Genomic DNA, 17,924 nt, shown 5'->3' on the forward strand with positions numbered 1-17,924 from the left:
GGGCGAAGGGCGGGCGCGCCAGGACCGGGCGGGGCGGCCTGCCCGGGCGCCGGGCGCCTTGGGCGGGGACCCCCGATCCGGCGAGGGGTAGGGCGCGCTCCGGCGGCGCTCAGCCCCGGACGACCAGCCCCTTCTCCAGGCCCGCCTGCTCCAGCGCGGCGCAGGCGGCGTCCAGGTCGGACTCCAGGAGCCACACCCCGACCCCTTGCCGCGGCGAGCCGGACCCGAGGATGGTGCGGGTCAGGTACTCCTCGACCTCCACCGCGTAGGTCAGGCCGGCAGCGTCGAGCGCCCGCTCCGCCGCCTGCGCCTCGTCGAGGGCGGCCGCCAGGTAGACGCGCACCAGCTCCGTGCCCTCGCCGAACAGGTGCATCGCCTGCCTCGCCATCGGTGCCACCTCCGGCGCCGGATGGTACCCGAGACCCGCCGCGGCGGGCATGCGTTATCCTCCGCGCGCCATGACCTCACGCCCCGTCGCCAGCCTCGCCGCGCTGCTCCTCGCCTTCGGCGTCGCCGCGGCCGAGCCGGGTGAAGGGACCCCGACCTCGACCCCGACCTCGACCTCGACCTCGACCCCGACCTCGACCTCGACCCCGACCTCGACCTCGACCTCGACCTCGACCTCGACCTCGACCTCGACCTCGACCTCGACCCCGATCGACGACGCGGAGTCGAGGGGGACCCTCTCCCCGACGCAGGTCGCGGCGGCGGCCGCGGTGGTCCGGCTGGCGCAGCTGGAGCGCCAGGCGCCCTCCTTCCTGGCGGGGCTCCTGCCGGCCCCGCTGCTCGGGGTCGGCCCCCGCGGCCTGCTCTGGTGGCAGTGGGTGGCGCTGCCGCTGGCAGCCGTGCTCGCCCTGGCGCTGGGGTGGGTGCTCGCCTGGCTGACCCGCCGCGCCCTCGGGCAGGTGGCCTCGCGCACCCAGTCCACCTGGGACGATCTCCTGCTGGCGCGCCTGGCGCAGCCGGTCACGCTCTTCTGGGCGCTGGTGGTGGCCAGCGGCCTCCGGCCGGCCCTGGCCCTCGACGCAGCCTTCGACGACGCGCTGGGGCGCGGGGTCAAGGCCGGCTTCTTCCTGGCGGTCTTCTGGGGCGCCTTCCGCGCCATCGACGTGGCCTTCGGCGTGCTGGCCGAGGCCCCCACCACCCGCTCCAACCCGGGCCTGCACGGCCTGGTGCCGCTCCTGCGCAAGAGCGCCAAGGCGGCGGCGCTGGCCCTGGGGATGGTGGCGGTGCTCACCGAGCTGGGGTTCCAGGTCACCAGCCTGCTGGCCGGCCTCGGCATCGGCGGCCTGGCGGTGGCGCTGGCGGCGCAGAAGACCGTGGAGAACCTCATCGGCTCGGTGGCCATCGGCGTGGACCAGCCGTTCCGGGTGGGCGACTACGTGCAGGTGGACGGCACGCAGGGCACGGTGGAGGTGGTGGGGATGCGGTCCACCCGAATCCGCACCCTCGACCGGACGCTGGTCACCCTGCCCAACGGCAAGCTGGCGGACATGCGCATCGAGTCCTTCGCCGCGCGCGACCGCTTCCGTCTCTCGGCCACGCTGGGGCTGCGCTACGCCACCACCGCGGCGCAGATGCGGGCCATCCTGGCCGCCCTGGCGGCCGAGCTGGCCGCCCACCCGGCCCGCGGGCCGGAGGCGCCGGTGGTCCGCTTCGTCGCCCTGGCCGACTCGAGCCTCTCGGTGGAGGTGATGGCCTGGCTGCAGGCGGCCGACTTCGACGAGTTCGGCCGGCTGCGCGGCGAGCTGCTGCTGCGCTTCATGGAGATCGTGGAGCAGGGCGGCTCGGGCTTCGCCTTCCCGACCCGCAGCCTGCACGTCGAGTCGCTGCCGCCCGGCGCCCCGCCCGGCGCGCCTGCCGCGCCCGGGCCCTGAGGCGCCGTCCCGGCCCCCGGACGAGACGAGGGCCCGGTCTGCCGTGGCGAACCGGGCCCTCATGGACTGTGGAGATGATCGGGATCGAACCGACGACCTCTAGAGTGCGATTCTAGCGCTCTCCCAGCTGAGCTACATCCCCAGGAAAAACCCCCCAGAGGTCGCTGGGGGATGCGTTGCTTAGCGGGGTCCGGGCCGGGGTGTCAAGTGGCGGGTTTGAGCACCTTCGGCCCCCGTGTTAATCCTCGGTTCGCCCATGCCCGGTCCCAAGCGACAGCTCTCGGCCGCGGAGCTCGCGGCCCTGGAGCACGCGTTCGCCGCCGATCCCGTCTCAGACGCCTACCGCCCGCTCACCGAGGCCTACCTGGCCGCCGGTCGGTTCATGGAGGCGATGGTGGTCTGCAAGAAGGGCGTCAAGGCCCACCCCGACGATCCCGGGGCCCGGGTCCTGCTGGCGCGCGTCTACGCCGACCAGGGCAAGGACCGCAAGGCGCTCGAGGAGCTGGCGCCGACGCTGGCGTCCTACGCCAACTTCGCGGCGGCGCACCTGCTGGCCGGCCACCTGCACGCCCGGCTGGGCGCCCGGGCCGAGGCCGAGGCGGCGCTGCGGCGGGCGGCCGAGGCGGCCCCGTCGGATCCCGAGGTGCTGGCCGCGCTGGAGAAGCACGGCGTGGTGGTGGCGCCGCCGGCGCCGCCGCCGCCGGCCCGTCCGGCCGCGGTGGAGGCCGCCCCCGCGGCCCTGGAGGTCGGGGTGTCCGGCGCCACGACGCCGGCTCCAGCCCCCGGACCCTCCGGCGGCCGGTCCGCCGGGGCGCCCGCCGCGCAGCCCATCCCCACGCCGCCGCCGGTGCGGCGCGCCGCCGGCGAGGCCTACGCGGCCGCCCTGGCCGAGAAGTACGGCACCCAGACCCATGAGCTCGGCCCGGCCGGCGCGCCGGCGCGCCGCCGGGGGGCCAAGGCGGCCATCTTCGGCTCCATCGGGCTGGCGGTGGTGCTGGCCCTCGTCCTGGGCGGCTGGTACGTGATCTCGGTCGGCCGCAAGGAGCGCGACGAGGCCATCAGCCGGCTCCTCAAGGAGACCCAGGAGCTGATCGCGCGCGACTCGGCCTCCGGCTACCGGAGCGCCGCCGACAAGGCCAGGGAGATCCTCACGCTCGACGAGGACTCGCTGGCCGGCCACGCCTTCCTGGCCTACGTGGACGCGCTCCGGGTGGCCGAGCACGCCGAGGGCGACGCGGTGAAGGGCGAGGCCATGGTGCAGGTGGACGCGGCCCGCCGGATCGGGCCGCACTCGCACCTCATCGCCGCCGAGGCCCTGCTGCGCGCCGGGGGCGGCGACGCCGCCGCCGCCATCGCCGACCTGACGCGCACCCTGGAGGAGCCGGCGCGCCAGACGGCGCTGCTCACCGGCACGCTGGGCGTGCTGCTCATGAACGCCGGCGATCTCGACGGCGCCCGCGACTGGCTGGTGCGCGCCCAGAAGACCAACCCCAGCGACGCCCGCCTGGCGCAGCAGCTGGCCGAGCAGTACCGGCGCCGCGGCGAGGGGTACGAGGCGCAGGCCGAGGCGGCCTACCAGCTGGCGCTGCGGCTCCAGAAGGACCACGTCCCCTCCTTGCTGGGCCGGGCCCTGCTGCTGCTCGACCGCGGCCTCTACGACCAGGCCGCCCAGTCGGTGCGCCAGGCGCTGGCCGGCGGCGACGTCTCGGGCCGGCAGCAGGCGCTGGCGCTGGCCGTCCGCAGCTCGGTGCTCTACGCGCAGGGCAAGGCCGCCGAGGGCGCCGCCGACGAGAAGAAGGCGCTGGAGCTCGACCCGCAGAGCCCCGACCTCCCCTGGCTCATCGGCCGCCGCCAGCTGCGCGACGGCGACACCGCCGCCGCGGTGGCCTCCATCCAGCGGGCCGTCAACGGCGACGGCAAGCGGGTGGCCTTCTACGTCGATCTCACCGAGGCGCTGCTGGCCACCGAGGGCGGCGCCCTGCGGGCCGCCGAGCTCCTGCAGAAGGCCACCGCCCGCGCCGGCGACCACCCCCGCATCGCCCTGCTGCTGGGCGACGCCTACCGGGCGCAGGGCGACGCCGACCGGGCGCGCGGGCAGTACGAGCGCTCCATCCAGCTGGGCAAGCCGTTCCCCGACGCCCGGGTGGCGCTGGCGCGGCTGCTGCGCGACCAGAAGAACGTGCCCCAGGCGCTGGCCGAGCTCGACCTGGCCATCACCGAGTACGGGCAGGGGAGCCCTGGCGGCGCCGCCGCGGCCTTCGTGGAGATGGCGGAGACCGAGCGGTCGCGCGGGGCCAGGCCGGAGGTGCTCTTCCCGCTCTACGTGAAGGCGCTGGAGAAGGACCCGGCGCGCTGCGAGGCGCTCTGGGGGGCCGGCAAGCTGGGCGCGGACGCCGCCGGCGAGGTGGACGAGGCGGCGCGCCCGCGGCTGGAGCGCTACGTGCAGGTCTGCCCGCGGGCGGCCAGCGTGGAGGCGGCCCGACGGCTGCTCGAGGGCACGCCCGCCGCCGCGCCGGCGCCCGCCCCGCCGGCCAGGGCCAGGCCGAAGAAGCGCTGACCGGCTACCGCGCGGCCTCGCCGCGCGCCAGCGCGTCCACGTAGTGGACCAGGGCCCACAGGTCCTCCTCCGGCAGGACGCCCTTCCAGGTCGGCATGGCGGTGCCGCCCAGGCCGGCCGCGATGGCGCGGTACAGGTCCGCCGGCTCCTGCCCCGGCCGGACCGCGCGCAGCGGCCCCTCGCGGAAGTCGGTGGCCCGCAGCAGGCGGCCGAAGTCGGAGGCCACCGACAGCGGCTGCGAGGCGTCCGGCCTGGGCTCGGCCAGCACCCCGGCGGCGTGGGCGAAGGCGGCGATCTCGGCGGGCGTGGCGTAGGCCGGGTGGCAGGCCTGGCAGCGGGCCACCCCGTGGTAGACGGCCCGGCCACGCCGGGCGCCCTCGGCGCGGCGGCCCGTCCACGGGTCGGCCGAGCGCGCCACCGCGGGCTCGGGCGCCTCGGTGCGGAAGCGGGGCGCCAGGGTCTTCACGAAGGCCACGATGTCCTCCAGGTCCTGGTCGGAGACGTCGCTCCAGGGCCGCATGCCGGTGCCGGCCAGGCCGTGGCGGACGGTGCGCACCAGGTCCTCGTCGCGCCACAGGCTGCCGGCCGGCACCGAGGCGAAGGAGACGATGCCGAGCCGCAGGTCGCGCGGCGGCGGCGCCATGCCCACCGCCTGCGGGCCCTTGCCGTCGCCCAGGTGGCCGTGGCACGGGCGGCAGGAGGTCATGTAGGCGCGGGCGCCGCGGTTGAGCGTCTCGGCGGGCACCAGCACCCCGCCCAGCCGCTGCGGCGCGTCGAAGCGCGGGACCTCGTAGTAGGCGCAGCCCGCCAGGGCCAGGAGGGCGAGGGCGGCGCGGCGGCTCACCGGGCCTCCGCCGCCCTGGCCGCGGCGGCGGCCTCGGCCGCCTCGCGCCGGCGCACCTGGCGCTCCAGGTCCTCCATGTAGCCGCGCTTCAGCACCTGCGGCCGGGTGGCCTCGGTGCGGACGTCGGTCACCACCACCGGCAGCGTGGTGCTGACGCCTTCCACCGTCACGGTGGCGCTGGTGCGCCCCTCCCCGGTGGCCCAGAGCTGGCCGCGCGCGTCGCCGCGGCAGACCGCCTCGTCGTCGCAGCGGGTGAAGACCAGGCGCCCCGCCACCGGCGCGCCCTGATCGTCGAAGACCGCCACCTGCAGCAGCAGCGGCCGGCGCTCGTCGGCCAGCTGCAGCGCCGCCGGCGACGGCCCGGCCGCGACCCGCGCCACGGCCCGCACCGCGGCGGTGACGCTGGCCCTGACCTGGCCCACCGCGCAGGTGATGGTGGCCGTGCCCGGGGCCACCGAGGTGACGGTGGCCGAGTTGTGGGCGCCCGCCACGGTGGCCACCGCGGGATCCGAGGAGGACCAGGCACAGACGGCCGACTGGTCCGGCTGGCCCCCCGCGAGGCGCGGGGTGGCGTGCAGCGTGGCCGCCTGGCCGCGGCCGAAGAGCTTGAGCGAGGCCGGCTCGAGCTCGACGCGGACCGGCCCACCGCAGCCGGCCAGCCCGGCCAGCGCGAGGGCGAGGAGGAACGGGACGGCGGGGGCGGGGGCGCGGTCGAGGGTGGGCATGCGGCCGGATGCTACCAAGGCGGCGGGCCGGGCGTGGCCCCCACCCGCCGGGGCGTCAGGCGAGGCGGCGCAGCAGGCCGGCCCCGCTCACCAGCGTGATGCCCAGCAGCACCAGCGCCGCGCCCACCAGGAAGGCGCCGGAGAGCGGCTCGCCGAGCAGCAGGACCCCGAAGGTGACGCCGAAGAGCGGGGTCATGAAGGAGAAGACCGAGAGGCGCGAGGCCAGGTAGCGGGTCAGGAGCCAGAACCAGGCCAGGTAGCTGGCGAAGGAGATCACCACGCCCTGGAAGAGCAGGCTGCCCAGCGCCACGCCGGTGAGGGAGACCTGGCCGGCCTGCCCGGTGAGCGCCGCGGCCGCCAGCAGCAGGGCGAAGCCGCCCACCAGCTGGTACAGCAGGGTCTGGGCCGGCGGGGCGTCGGAGAGGCGCGAGGTGCGGATGACCACCGTGGTGCCGCCCCAGGCGGCGCCGGCCAGCACCGCCAGCAGGTCGCCGGAGAGCGCCGTCAGGGCGTCGCCGCCGCCGGCCCCGGGCGCGGCGCCGCCCGGCGGGACGCCCAGCCCGCCGCCGAAGGCCACCGCGATGCCGGCGAAGGCCACCGCGATGCCGATCCACTGGAGCCGCCCCAGCCGCTCGGCCCGCACCGTCAGGTGGAGCCCCAGCGCCGTGAAGATGGGGGCGGTGTAGAGGAAGACCGCCATGTGCGAGGCCGAGGTGCGCCGCAGCCCCTCGGCCACGAAGAGGAACTCGGCGGCGAAGAGCGCGCCGGCCGCCAGCCCGGGGCCGAGGGTGCCGTCGCGCAGCGAGAGCGGCACGCCGCGGGCGCGGGACCAGAGGAAGACCAGCCCCGCCGAGAGGCCGGAGCGGAGCGCCACCTGCATGATGGGCGCGACGTCCGGCGCCGCCACCTTGATGGCCACCTGCTGCAGCCCCCACAGGGCGCACAGGAGCACCATCAGGCCGAGGGCCGAGGCGTCGATGGGCTGGCGGGTGGACAGGGGGCGGCTCCTCAGGCGAACGGGTCCCGCGGGTCCTCTTCCAGCAGCACCACCGCCAGCGCGGCGTCGCGCCCGGGGCTGTAGCGCAGCAGCTCGGCGTCGGCGCCGCGGACCCTGAGGAAGGTGAGCTGCACCCGCTCGCGCGGCAGGAGCACGTCGTGGGTGAAGACCGCGATCCAGGTGCCGGTGTTGAAGTACCAGCCCGGGCCGGCCGGGAGCGCCAGGGGCTCCACCACCTCCTCGTGGGTGTGGCCGAAGACCACCAGCGGCACGCCCACCAGCGCCGCCACCCTGGCGGCGGCGTCGCGCTGGTGGTGGGGGGGCTCGTCGCGCGGCATGCGCATCGCCGCGGCCACCAGCCCCACCGCGGTCATGGCCGCGAAGAGCAGGTAGAGCAGCAGCGACAGCAGGGCCTTCCACCCCACCCCGGCCTCCAGCGCGCCGATGGCCACCGAGGAGGCCGAGAAGACGCCCAGCGCCAGCACCGCCACCCCGAGGACGCCCACCCCGACCCGCGTCCCCTGGCGCACCATCCCGCTCATGGCCTGCACCGCGTCGGCGCCGGTGGCCTTGAGGGCGTCCACCGCACGCAGCGCCTCCCCCAGGCCTGGGCGGCCGGCCAGCGCCGCCAGCTCGGCCTGGTGGGCCTGCTCCGCCTCCTCCCGCCAGCCGTCCACCGGCATCCGGGCCAGGCGCCGGAGCAGCTGGGCCAGGAAGCGGGCGTGGCTGAAGGTGACCTGCAGGAGCAGGCGCGGCTCGTTGGCCAGCAGCCAGCGGAAGTAGCGGTAGTTGGCGCGGGTGGAGGGGACGATGAAGGTGATGGAGCCGAAGGCGTTGTAGAGGTAGCGCTGGAAGAAGTTGCCCAGCGGCAGGTCGCCCTCGGCCGCCGACTCGGCCGCCTGCCGCGACAGGCCGCGCCGCAGGTGGTAGCGGAAGGCGTTCTCCGGGTCGTACTGGCAGCCGTGCTCGATCCAGACCCGCCCCGGCTCGAACAGGAACCAGGCCTCGAAGCGCAGCCGCTCGGCGGCGCCCGGCGGCGCCCGCAGGGCGCTGAGCCGGGCCTCCACGGCCCGCCGCACCACCGCGCGGACCTCGTCGGTCTGGCTCTCCAGGTCGTGGTTCCCCGGCAGGAGGATCACCTCGTGGCCGGCGGCCAGCACGACGCACAGGCCGTCCAGGAACTGGGGGTGGCCCACCAGGATGTCCGCCGCCATGCCGGCCGCCACCTCGGGGGTGGCCGGCGGCCCGAAGCGCCGCTCGGTGGCGCGGGCGCCGGGGGCCGGGTCCGGCTCGATGCGCAGGAAGTCGAAGACGTCGCCGTTCAGGACCAGCGCGGCGTGGCCCTGCGCGTCGCGGCAGAGCCAGCGGCAGAAGGCCAGGAAGTCGTCGTCGTAGAGGAAGGTCTCGAGGCGGGACCAGCGGCGCGTCTCGGGCCTGCGGCCGCGCCCCAGGTGCAGGTCCGAGACGACGTACAGGTCGCGCGGCGGGGCGGGGGGCACGCCCTCCTTGTAGCAGAGAACGCCGGCCCCTACTCCCGGTCGGGGGGGGCGGGCGGGGTGGCCGCGCGCAGCTGCTCCATGTGGCGGGCCTCGTGCTCGCGCCAGGCCGCGACGCGCTGCCGCAGCCGCTGGCACTTGAGCGGGTGGAGGGGCGCCACGTTGACCTGCTCGTCGGGATCGGCCGCCAGGTCGTAGAGCTCCTCGCGCCCGGCGGTCAGGTTGTAGACGTACTTGAACTGATCCTCGCGCACGCCCAGCAGGTAGTCGTCGTTGGCCGCGTAGAAGTAGGCCCGCGGTGGCCGGCCCGGGTCGAACATGCTGCGGCCGTGCCAGGAGGCGTCGCCGGCCAGGCCGGCCAGGTCGGCCACGGTGGGGTTGAGGTCCACGTGGCTGCCCACGGTGGGCAGGTGGCGGCCCTTCTTGATCAGGCGCGGGCTCCAGACCAGCAGCGGCACCTTGATCCCCTCGTCGTAGAGCCGGAAGCCGTGGCCCCAGGTCTGGTGGGGCGAGCCGAAGGCCTCGCCGTGATCGCCGGTGATGACCACCAGGGTGTCGTCCGCCAGGTTGCGCTCCCGCAGCCCGGCGAAGAGGCGGCCCAGCTGGCGGTCCGCCTCGAGCAGGGTGTTGAGGTAGCGCCCCAGGTCGTAGTCGTCGGGCGGGAGGTCCGCGCCGAAGAAGTCCACCAGGGGCCGGTCGGGGCTGGGGTCGTAGGGGTGGTGGCTCTGGATGGTCCAGGCCATCACGTAGAAGGGCTTGCCCTTGGCCTGGTCGACGAAGCGGAAGAGCGAGTCCACCAGGTGCCGGTCCTCGCCACCCCAGGAGGAGAGCCGCTCGGCGGCGCCCAGGTCGCGGAAGTCCCACAGGACGTCGAAGCCGCGGCCCTCGAGGAAGCCGCGCTGGTTGACGTAGTCGAGGTCGCCGGTGTGCAGGAAGGCGGTGCGGCGCCCCTCGGCCTTGAAGAGCTGGGCCAGCGTCTTCCCGGGCAGGCGGGGGTACTCCACCGTGTACTCGCGCCAGGTCATGTAGGGGAAGACCGAGAGCGTGATGGCCGCCATGGCGTTGGAGGTCAGCCCCACGTGGCTGTAGAAGGCGTCGAAGGCCAGCAGGTGCCGCGACTCGGCCACCAGGTTCGGGGTGGTGCGGTAGCGGCTGCCGTAGGCCTGCAGGTAGCGGGTGCCGGTGCTCTCCAGCACCAGCAGGATGACGTTCGTGGGGGGCTTGCCGGGCAGCGGCCGCCGCGCCTGCCGGGTGCGCGCCGCCGGCAGCTCGAAGTCCTTCAGGTCCTCCGGGCCGTAGGGGACGTCCATGGACTCGGCGTGCTGCCCGGTCAGCTCCTCCAGGCAGGACCCCAGGAAGGCCAGGTGCGGGCTGCGGGCGATGAGGCGGTCGGAGCGGTCGCTCCAGCGCCCCTCGGCGGTGGCCCAGCCGAAGCCCACCAGGCCGAGCAGCCCGGCCGCCAGCGCGACCAGCGCCAGGCGGCCAGGCGCCGCCGGCCAGGGGCGGAGGCGGCGCGCCGCCGCCACGGCCACCAGGTAGGCGGCCGGCGCCAGCAGCACCCCGGCCACCAGCCGCCAGTCGACGAAGGCGTCCAGGGAGGAGCGCATGCTGGCCAGGTCGCCGGCCAGGTAGAGGAGCGGGTAGGTGAGCGGTGAGCGCAGGGAGGCGAAGATCTGGACGCTGGCCACCGCGAAGGCCACGCAGGCGGCGCCCCAGGCCAGCAGCAGCCGGTCGAGGGCGCGGGCCAGGCCGGGGCGCCGGCGCGCCGCCCAGGCGGCCGCCTGGAAGGCGGCGCCGCTCCCCAGGGCGAAGAGCAGGTCCTCGTGGGTGCTGGTGGCCAGGTCGGTGAGGTACTCCCCGACGCGGTCCCAGTCCGCCTCGGGCAGGCCCCACTGCACCACCTTGGGCGCCGCCAGGCCGAGCGCCAGCAGGGCGGTGGGCCAGGCGGCGGAGGGCACCGGCGCGGCGGCGGCCACCAGCGGGGCGGCTGGGGGGGCGGGAGCGGCGGGCGCCTCGGCCCCCGGCGCGGCCGGCGGCGGGAGCTCAGCCGCCACGGCCGGGCTCCGGCGCCACGCCCTGCAGCCCGCGCCACCCCACCAGCCGGATGCCCAGCTCGTCCACCAGCGCCCGGATGGAGGGATCGGTGAGGGTGGCCAGCTCCAGCTCGCGGTCGCGGTGGTACACGAAGCTGGCGGCCTCGTCGTAGTAGCCCGGGTGCACGCACAGCTCGTAGGCGCCCTCGGCCAGCTCCTGGCGGAGCATCCTGGCCAGGAAGGGGACGCCGATCTTGTCGGGCTCCGAGACGCCGTGCTGCCACTGGCCGTAGAAGCCGCCCTTGTAGACCACCGGCGGCTCGTCGCGCAGGTGGACCCCCAGCCGGGCGGCCACCTCCCGGAAGATGGGGCGCGGGGTGTGGCCGCGGTGCACGTGCTGGTGGGAGTCGAGGTGGCTGGGCGGCCCCCCCACCAGGGCCTCGAAGCGCGCCACCTGGCGCAGGAGGTCGGCGCGGCAGGCGGCCGGATCGGTGAACTCGACCAGCCGCTCCTCCTCGTTGGTGAAGTTGACGTGCAGCCCCAGCGAGAGCCCCGGGCGCGCCCGCGCCAGGGCCGCCGCCTCGGCGGCCTGCGGCGCGTCCACCATCAGGCTGGTGGAGGTGACGATGCCCCGGTCGAAGGCCTCGACGACGCCGCGGTTGATGCCGCGGCTGTAGCCGAAGTCGTCGGCGTTGACGATCAGGACCGTCACAGGCCGACGTCCTCCAGGAACTTCCGCGCCACGCGGGTGGCGTCGAGGTGCTCCTCGGCGATGGCGCGGGCGGCCCGGCAGGCCCGGGGGTAGTCGGTCTCGATGACGTCCACCGCGGCCAGCACGTCGTCCATGGTGCGGAAGGCGAAGAGCCCCTCGCCGGTGGGCAGGAACCGCTCGAAGCCGGTGGACTGGGCCACCACCGGCTTGCCGGTGGCCAGGTAGCAGGCGTCCCGCTCGGAGAACCAGCCGCTCTGCAGGCGCACGTTCTGGTCCTTGGCCACCGTCCACTCGGCGCGCGAGCCGCGGAAGAAGGCCTGGTAGCCGAAGGGGTCGAGCGACATCTGGAGCGGCGAGGTGAGCCGCCAGCCGTGGCCCTCCAGCAGGCGCCGGTCGGCCTGGTCGTCGATGTTGAGGCACAGCTCGAAGCTGGCCCGGCCGGCGCGCCGCGGCAGGTCCACGAACTTGAGGAACTCGTGGTGCTTGCTCCAGTGGTAGGTCTCGCCGTTCCAGACCGCGTCGTGCCCCTGCTGGCGCCAGTTGCCGACGGTGGTGTAGTGCGGCGCGGCGGCGTCGAAGGCCGCCGGCCAGAGGCCCAGGTCGATGGGCTGGCGGGTGGTCAGGTAGCGGAAGGGGCCGGTCAGCGGCACCCCGCACCCCGGCCGCCCGTAGTTCTCGCCGTAGGTGACGATGGTGTCGTGGGCCGAGAGCACCTCGAAGGTCTTCTGCTTCCCGACCGCCAGCTCGAGCTGGTTGCCCACCGGATCGGTCTCGACGTAGACGCGGCGCGGGGCCAGCCGGTGGTCGTCGTTGAGCACGGTGGCGCCGCAGACGTTGAGGATGGCGTCGCAGCTGCGGTACAGGTCGAGGAGCCCGGCGCGCGACAGCCCGTGGCAGGCGTCGGCGCCCTGCCAGAGGGCCCGGTAGGCCCACCGGTCGCCCAGGCCGACCCGGGCCAGCACCCGGCCCAGGTACTCCACCGCGTAGGCCGGGTCGCCGCTGATGGCGTTGGCGCGCGGGTCGTAGGGCCAGGTGGCGTCGTCCTCGACGTACCAGACCTCGTGCCCCAGGCTGGCCAGGCCGCGCAGCCAGTTGAGGTACAGCCAGGTCTGGCCGCCGAAGGGGCAGCGGCCCATCATCCCCAGCACCACCAGCTTGAGCCTGCGCGTCGGGGGCATCGGTCAGTCCCAGGTGGCGGGGATGGCGTCTTCGGCGACGGTGCGGGTGAGCGCGTGGCGCTGCCAGAGCCGGGCGTAGTCGCCGCCGCGGGCCAGCAGCTCGTCGTGGCTGCCCACCTCGACGATGCGTCCGCGCTCCAGCACCACGATGCGATCGGCCAGGCGGGCGGTGCTGAGGCGGTGGGCGATGATCAGCGCGGTCTTGCCCTTCAGGAGCGCCTCCACGTTGCGCCACACCAGCTCCTCGGTGGCCAGGTCCAGCGAGCTGGTGGGCTCGTCGAGCAGCACGATGGGGGTGTCGCGCAGCAGGGCGCGGGCCAGCGCCAGCCGCTGCCGCTGCCCGCCGGAGAGGGTCTGCCCCTCCTCGCCGAGCACCGTGTCGTAGCCCTGCGGGAGCTCGCGGATGAAGCCGTCGGCCTCGGCCCGGCGGGCCGCCTCCTGGATGCGCTCCCGGCTCACCGTGGCGTCGCCGAAGCCGATGTTGTCGGCCACCGAGGAGTGGAACAGCACCGGCTCCTGCAGCATGAGCGTCACCTGCTGGCGCAGCGAGCGCAGCGTCACCTCGCGCAGGTCGTGGCCGTCCAGGAGCACCCGCCCCCGCTGCGGGTCGAAGAAGCGCAGCAGCAGCCCGGCCAGGGTGCTCTTGCCGGCGCCGGTGCGCCCCACCAGCGCGATGCGCTCGCCGGGGCGGACCCGCAGGCTGACCCGGTCCAGCACCACCGCGTCGCCGTAGCCGAAGGTGACGTCCTCCAGCGTGAGCTCGCCCCGCAGCGGCGGCAGCGGCCGGGCCCCGGGCGCGTCGGCCACGTCGGGCTCGAGGTCCAGGACCTGGAAGACCCGGTCCAGCCCGGCCCGCGACGCCGCCAGCTCCGCCAGGTTGTGGCTGATGGACTGGATGGGCTGGTACATGTCGCGCAGGTAGGAGAGGAAGATGGTCAGGCTGCCGATGGTGAGGGCGCCGTCCAGCACGTGGCGGGCGCCCAGCCAGACCAGGCCGGCCGTGCCCAGCGCCAGCAGGGTCTCCACCGCCAGGGCGAAGAAGCTCTCGGAGCTGTAGAGCCGGAGCGAGAGCGCCAGGCTGCGCTCGCTGCCGCGCCGGAACTCGTCCACCGCCGCCTGCTCGCGGCCGTAGGCCTGCACCAGCTTGACGGCGCCGATGGTGCTGCCGGCCCGGCTGTAGAGCTCGCTCTCGGCCTGGCGCGCCGCCGCGGCGTGGCCGTGGATGCGCCCGGAGAGGTGCCTGATGGCCAGGTAGAGCGGCGGCACCACCAGCAGCGAGACCACCGCCAGCTGCCAGTCGAAGCTCAGCATCACCCAGAACATCAGCCCCAGGGTGGCGGCGGCGCTGACCAGCGGCAGCAGGCCGTTCATCACCATGGACTGGATGCAGAAGGTGTCCGACATGACCCGGAAGAGCAGGTCGCCGGACTGCTGCTGGTAGTGGAAGCGCAGCGAGAGCTTCTGCAGGTGGGCGTAGAGGTCGGTGCGGAGGTCGTTCACCATCCGCTGCCCGATGTCGATGGTGAGGTAGTTGGCCGCCAGGGTGAGGGCGCCGCGCCCGGCCGAGACCAGCACGATGGCGAGGGCGGCCAGCGCCAGGAGCGCCCCCGGCTCCAGCCCGCCCACCAGCGGCGCCAGGCGCGGGCCGGGCGGCCGGCCCGAGAGCACCACGTCCAGCACCAGGGCCAGCGGCAGCGGCTTGACCAGGTCGAGCAGGATGCCCAGGCCGGTCAGGGCCAGGCCGCCGGCGAAGCGCAGGCGGTGCGGGCGCAGGTAGCCGAGGACGCGCCGGACGGTGGGGCGTGGGGAGGGCACGGGGCGGGCCGTCAAGGCAGGGTGGCGCCGGCGGCGACCGGGGCGGCGCCCTCCGGCCGCCGCAGCGCGCCGGGCGCGCCCACCACCGACATCCCCAGGGCCTCGGCCACCGAGAGCACGCTGGCCATGGCGACGCGCCGCAGCCGCCGCGACGAGGAGATCACCACGGCGACCACCATGGTGGCGGGCGCGGCCATGACCACCTCCCAGGCCGGCTCCCACAGCCAGACGAAGAGCATCAGGTAGGAGGTGGCGGCCAGGATGGCGTAGAGGGAGGGGGTGGCGCGCAGCCGGGCGCGCACCCGGGTGAGGCGGCGGCCGCCGCCGTGCTCCTCGGTGACCGTGGTCAGCTCCACGTTGCTCCAGCGGTCGCCGCGGATGGTGAGGTCGAAGGGCTCCCAGCCGGAGTCGGCGCGCAGCATGGCGCCCTGGGCGCGGGCCTGGGCCACCAGCCGCTCCAGCAGCTGGTCGCGCCCCTGGCCGTCCTCGCTCCACAGCGCCAGCTCGCGCCGGCCCAGCAGGCCGCCGGCCCGCTCCTCCCACCGGCGCGACAGGGCGTGCAGCGGCTCGGAGACGTGGCGGGTGCGGAAGCGCGCCTGGTAGCGGGCGTAGCCGCGCGCCACCGGCTGCAGCACGTGCATGGCCGCGATGAGCAGCCGCGACCACCAGCGGCGCTGGTGCACCGGCGGGGTGGCCTGCCCGGCCACCAGCCAGGCCACCGCCAGCGTGGCCAGCACCATGGTGGCCGGCAGGAAGACCAGCGGGTTGCCCAGGTTGGACCAGACCGTCCAGGCGCCGTGCGAGAGCCACAGGCTGGGCTCGGCCACCACCGCCAGGCCCAGGATGAGCGCGATGGCCACCCACCACTCGATGGAGGTGGCCAGCAGCGGCCACCAGACCTGCGGGGCGCTGTAGATGGTCTGGAAGAGGCCGGTGGCGAAGGGGCCGAAGTGGATGACCGGCCTGCCCAGCTTCACCCCCACGCCGGCGCGGGTGTAGATGCGGCCGCGCCAGGAGAGGTTGGCCTGGAACCCCTGGAACTTCTCGGGGTGGTTGCGCTTCAGCAGGGCCTCGGCCTCGCCGTAGCCGCGCTGCTGCTTCAGGTAGGCCTTCACGGTGGCGCGCCGGTGGTGCCACACCATGGCGGCCGGACTGTAGACGATGGTGTCGCCCTCGGCCTGCAGGCGCCAGCAGACGTCCACGTCGTCGCCGGCCTTGGTGTAGAGCGGGTCGAAGCCGCCGATGGCCTGGAGGCGGTCCCGCCAGAAGGCCATGTTGCAGCCGGGGATGTGCTCGGCCACGTGGTCGTCGATGAGGATGTGGGCCGGCGAGCCGGGGCTGGCCGAGACGCAGGCGGCCACCGGGCCGTCCTTGGTGGGCAGGAAGTTGGGCCCGCCCACCGCCGAGGCGTCGTGCTGCAGCAGCTCGGCCACCAGGAAGTAGAGCCAGTCCTCGTCGGCGAAGCAGTCGTCGTCGGTGTAGACGACCAGCTCCCCCCGGGCCAGGCCGAGCCCGGTGTTGCGGGCCGCCGAGAGGCCGCGGTTGGGCTGGTGGTGGTAGCGGGCAAAGGGGTAGCGGGCCGCGATCTGGGGCACCGCGTCGGTGGACCCGTCGTCCACCAGGATGACCTCGTAGTCGGGGTACACCAGCCGCTCCAGCGAGCGCAGGCAGCCGTCCAGGGTCTTCGACCCGTTGTAGCTGCAGACCACCACCGAGACCCTGGGGGTGCGCGGCAGCGGCGGCAGGGGGCTGGGGGCGCGGAAGGTCCGGGCCACCCGCGCGAACGCCGGCTTGGGGCGGCGCTCGCGGTCGGTCAGGCCGAAGGCCCAGTCGGTGATGGGGTGGCCGCCGGTGTGCCAGTCGTCGGTGAAGGAGAAGACGCAGCTGCCGGCCAGGCCGGCCCGGAAGACCTCCTCGAGGTGCATCCCCACCAGCGCCGCCTGCTCCTCCACCCCGTTGCGGATGGAGTCGATGCCGTACTCGCCGAGCAGCAGGGGCTTCTCGTCCACCTGGTTCTGCAGCCGGCCCAGGTAGGAGCGGAACCTCTCCCGGGCGTGCAGGTAGACGTTCATGGTGTAGAAGTCGACGGCCCGCGGCTGCAGGTACTCGGTGGGCGGGTAGCTGGCGAAGGTGAAGAGGGCCTGCGGGTCCTCGGCCCGGCCGATCTCCACCAGCTCGTCGATGAAGCGCTCCACCCGGTCGTGCCCCGACCAGCGGGCCACGTCGGTGGGGATCTCGTTGACCACGCTGTAGGCCAGCACCGCCGGGTGGCCGCGCAGCGCTCGCACCGTCTCCCGCACCGCGGCCCGGCCGGTCTCCTGGTCGGCCGGGTCGTCGATGAAGCAGCGGTGCTTCGACCAGGGGATGTCCACCAGCACCTTCAGGCCGTGGGCCTGGGCCCGGTCGAGCACCGCCGGGGTGGGGGCGTGGTAGAGGCGCAGCGTGTTGGCGCCGAGCTCCCGGATCTGGCGGAGGTCGCGCTCCAGCTGGTCCGGCTCGGGCAGGAAGAGCCCCTGCGAGTTCCCGGCGAAGGGGCCGTAGGTGACGCCCTTGACCCAGAACTTCTCGTCGCCGAGGCGGAGGAACTTCCCATCGACCCAGACCCTGGGCGGGAGGGGGGCGGGGGCCGGCGCGGCGGCGGCTGGGGCGGAGGCCTGTGGCATCAAGGCGAGCCGCCTTCCTGGCGGCCGGTGCTGGGCGGTGCAGCTCGTGGTGTGAGTCCGGGGAAACCCGCCGGGGTATAGCACACCGCCATGCCCAGCAGACGGGCAGGCCGGGGCCGGAATTCACCCGTTCAGGTCGTGGCCCCGAGCCTCCGCAGGTACGGCAGCCCGTCCATGCGCTCCACCTCGAAGTAGCCGTGCTGCGCGCCCCACTCGGCCCACGGGAGCAGCTCCCCGCGCACCCACACGACCGAGCGTCCGGGCGGGACCAGCAGGCGCCGCTGGGCGCGGCACCAGGCGCCTCGCGCCAGGGGGTTCCACGCCCCGCCGAGGAGCTGGCGCCCAACCGAGGCAAGGACTTCCTTGAAGGTCATGGGCGCTGCTCCTCGGGGGGTGGTGCGGCGTCGCCGTCGGGGGCCGGCGGGCGGGTCGCGTCGGCGGCCTCCTCCAGCTCCTCGGCGCAGGAGACCAGGGCCTGGGCCATCAGGCGGCGGCGCCAGCGGTTCCACCAGTGGGCCTCCTCGACCAGGCGGAGCGCGGCGTGCCGCGCCAGGCACGCCGAGGTACGCGCCCCGGCGTCCTGCCCTGCGCTGAAGCTGGCGCTGTCATAGGCGATCACGGCGTCACCTCGCGGAGCGCCTCGACGGGGCGTAGAGCCCCGGGACGATCCCGTGAGGCTACTGTAACGCCGGGTGAAGGGGGCCGCCCCGGGCATTGGGAGGCCGGACGCTCGGCGCGCGTGCGCCGGTGCGCAGCCGGATCGGCCGGGCCTCAGCGGCGCGCTGGTCCGGCGGGCCCAAACGCCCGCGCACGATTCGCGGCCACCCCGTTCGCCCCGAGCGTCGCTTCGCCCTGGCGAGGCGACGTCGGGAGGCGCCCCGTGGCCGCAGGGCGTGCCTCGACTTCGCGCCTGCAGGGCAGGCGCTCTGCTCGGCACGAACGGTGTTTCCCAACCGCCCTCGCCCGACTAGCGTCCAGGTCGCCGGTCTGGCTGGAGCGGCTGGGGCGGGGGCCCGGCGGGCTGCCA

Annotated in this window: 14 protein-coding genes and 1 tRNA gene; 2 read left to right on the forward strand and 13 right to left on the reverse strand. The window is 75.3% G+C overall.

The genetic code is table 11. The features are described from left to right. Positions 1-109: 109 nt before the first annotated feature. A complete protein-coding gene (locus IPO09_05250; protein MBK9516758.1) occupies positions 110-388 on the reverse strand; it encodes a hypothetical protein in 279 nt (92 codons plus the stop codon). A gap of 268 nt (positions 389-656) precedes the next feature. On the opposite strand from IPO09_05250, the gene IPO09_05255 reads away from it, so the two are divergent. Further along, entirely contained in the window at positions 657-1,877 is a 1,221-nt protein-coding gene (locus tag IPO09_05255) for a mechanosensitive ion channel (GenBank protein MBK9516759.1), read from the forward strand. Between the two features lie 69 nt (positions 1,878-1,946). Here IPO09_05255 and IPO09_05260 read toward each other — a convergent pair. Continuing rightward, positions 1,947-2,019, reverse strand: a tRNA-Ala gene (locus IPO09_05260). A 114-nt stretch (positions 2,020-2,133) separates the two neighbouring features. On the opposite strand from IPO09_05260, the gene IPO09_05265 reads away from it, so the two are divergent. Continuing rightward, positions 2,134-4,434 (forward strand): tetratricopeptide repeat protein, encoded by a 2,301-nt coding sequence (locus IPO09_05265; protein MBK9516760.1) that lies wholly within the window; start codon positions 2,134-2,136, stop codon positions 4,432-4,434. A gap of 4 nt (positions 4,435-4,438) precedes the next feature. On the opposite strand, the gene IPO09_05270 is transcribed toward IPO09_05265, so the two are convergent. The 11 genes from IPO09_05270 to IPO09_05320 all read right to left on the reverse strand — a co-directional run bounded on the left by IPO09_05270 (position 4,439) and on the right by IPO09_05320 (position 17,516). Continuing rightward, the gene (locus IPO09_05270; GenBank protein ID MBK9516761.1) at positions 4,439-5,278 is read right to left on the reverse strand and encodes a c-type cytochrome; all 840 of its coding nucleotides are present in this window, start codon (positions 5,276-5,278) and stop codon (positions 4,439-4,441) included. Next, positions 5,275-6,003, reverse strand: a complete 729-nt coding sequence (locus IPO09_05275) for an Ig-like domain-containing protein (protein MBK9516762.1) — start codon at positions 6,001-6,003, stop codon at positions 5,275-5,277. The genes IPO09_05270 and IPO09_05275 overlap by 4 nt, the downstream gene beginning before the upstream one ends. Before the next feature lie 55 nt (positions 6,004-6,058). Then, the gene (locus tag IPO09_05280; GenBank protein ID MBK9516763.1) at positions 6,059-6,958 is read right to left on the reverse strand and encodes a DMT family transporter; all 900 of its coding nucleotides are present in this window, start codon (positions 6,956-6,958) and stop codon (positions 6,059-6,061) included. Positions 6,959-7,011: 53 nt separating this feature from the next. Then, positions 7,012-8,499: a metallophosphoesterase gene (locus IPO09_05285; GenBank protein ID MBK9516764.1), complete on the reverse strand. Its 1,488-nt coding sequence runs from the start codon at positions 8,497-8,499 to the stop codon at positions 7,012-7,014. A 29-nt stretch (positions 8,500-8,528) separates the two neighbouring features. Further along, positions 8,529-10,550 (reverse strand): sulfatase-like hydrolase/transferase, encoded by a 2,022-nt coding sequence (locus tag IPO09_05290; protein ID MBK9516765.1) that lies wholly within the window; start codon positions 10,548-10,550, stop codon positions 8,529-8,531. Next, entirely contained in the window at positions 10,540-11,241 is a 702-nt protein-coding gene (locus IPO09_05295; protein ID MBK9516766.1) for a ChbG/HpnK family deacetylase, read from the reverse strand. Before IPO09_05295 ends, IPO09_05290 begins: the two co-directional genes overlap by 11 nt. After that, the gene (locus tag IPO09_05300; GenBank protein MBK9516767.1) at positions 11,238-12,419 is read right to left on the reverse strand and encodes a hypothetical protein; all 1,182 of its coding nucleotides are present in this window, start codon (positions 12,417-12,419) and stop codon (positions 11,238-11,240) included. The genes IPO09_05295 and IPO09_05300 overlap by 4 nt, the downstream gene beginning before the upstream one ends. Positions 12,420-12,422: 3 nt before the next feature. After that, on the reverse strand, positions 12,423-14,234 hold the full coding sequence (locus tag IPO09_05305) for an ABC transporter ATP-binding protein (protein MBK9516768.1): 1,812 nt from the start codon (positions 14,232-14,234) through the stop codon (positions 12,423-12,425). A gap of 11 nt (positions 14,235-14,245) precedes the next feature. Then, positions 14,246-16,897: a glycosyltransferase gene (locus IPO09_05310; GenBank protein MBK9516769.1), complete on the reverse strand. Its 2,652-nt coding sequence runs from the start codon at positions 16,895-16,897 to the stop codon at positions 14,246-14,248. Positions 16,898-17,028: 131 nt separating this feature from the next. Continuing rightward, positions 17,029-17,271 (reverse strand): hypothetical protein, encoded by a 243-nt coding sequence (locus IPO09_05315; GenBank protein ID MBK9516770.1) that lies wholly within the window; start codon positions 17,269-17,271, stop codon positions 17,029-17,031. Next, on the reverse strand, positions 17,268-17,516 hold the full coding sequence (locus IPO09_05320; protein ID MBK9516771.1) for a hypothetical protein: 249 nt from the start codon (positions 17,514-17,516) through the stop codon (positions 17,268-17,270). Before IPO09_05320 ends, IPO09_05315 begins: the two co-directional genes overlap by 4 nt. Positions 17,517-17,924: the final 408 nt, after the last annotated feature.

The sequence above is a fragment of the Anaeromyxobacter sp. genome, assembly GCA_016718565.1.
GTDB lineage: Bacteria > Myxococcota > Myxococcia > Myxococcales > Anaeromyxobacteraceae > JADKCZ01.

Excerpts from the sequence above, each read along its gene's own strand:
- IPO09_05300 (MBK9516767.1), bottom strand. The coding sequence starts at position 12,419 with ATGCCCCCGACGCGCAGGCTCAAGCTGGTGGTGCTGGGGATGATGGGC.
- IPO09_05250 (MBK9516758.1), bottom strand. The coding sequence starts at position 388 with ATGGCGAGGCAGGCGATGCACCTGTTCGGCGAGGGCACGGAGCTGGTG.
- IPO09_05310 (MBK9516769.1), bottom strand. The coding sequence starts at position 16,897 with ATGCCACAGGCCTCCGCCCCAGCCGCCGCCGCGCCGGCCCCCGCCCCC.
- IPO09_05315 (MBK9516770.1), bottom strand. The coding sequence starts at position 17,271 with ATGACCTTCAAGGAAGTCCTTGCCTCGGTTGGGCGCCAGCTCCTCGGC.
- IPO09_05280 (MBK9516763.1), bottom strand. The coding sequence starts at position 6,958 with ATGGTGCTCCTGTGCGCCCTGTGGGGGCTGCAGCAGGTGGCCATCAAG.
- IPO09_05275 (MBK9516762.1), bottom strand. The coding sequence starts at position 6,003 with ATGCCCACCCTCGACCGCGCCCCCGCCCCCGCCGTCCCGTTCCTCCTC.
- IPO09_05265 (MBK9516760.1), top strand. The coding sequence starts at position 2,134 with ATGCCCGGTCCCAAGCGACAGCTCTCGGCCGCGGAGCTCGCGGCCCTG.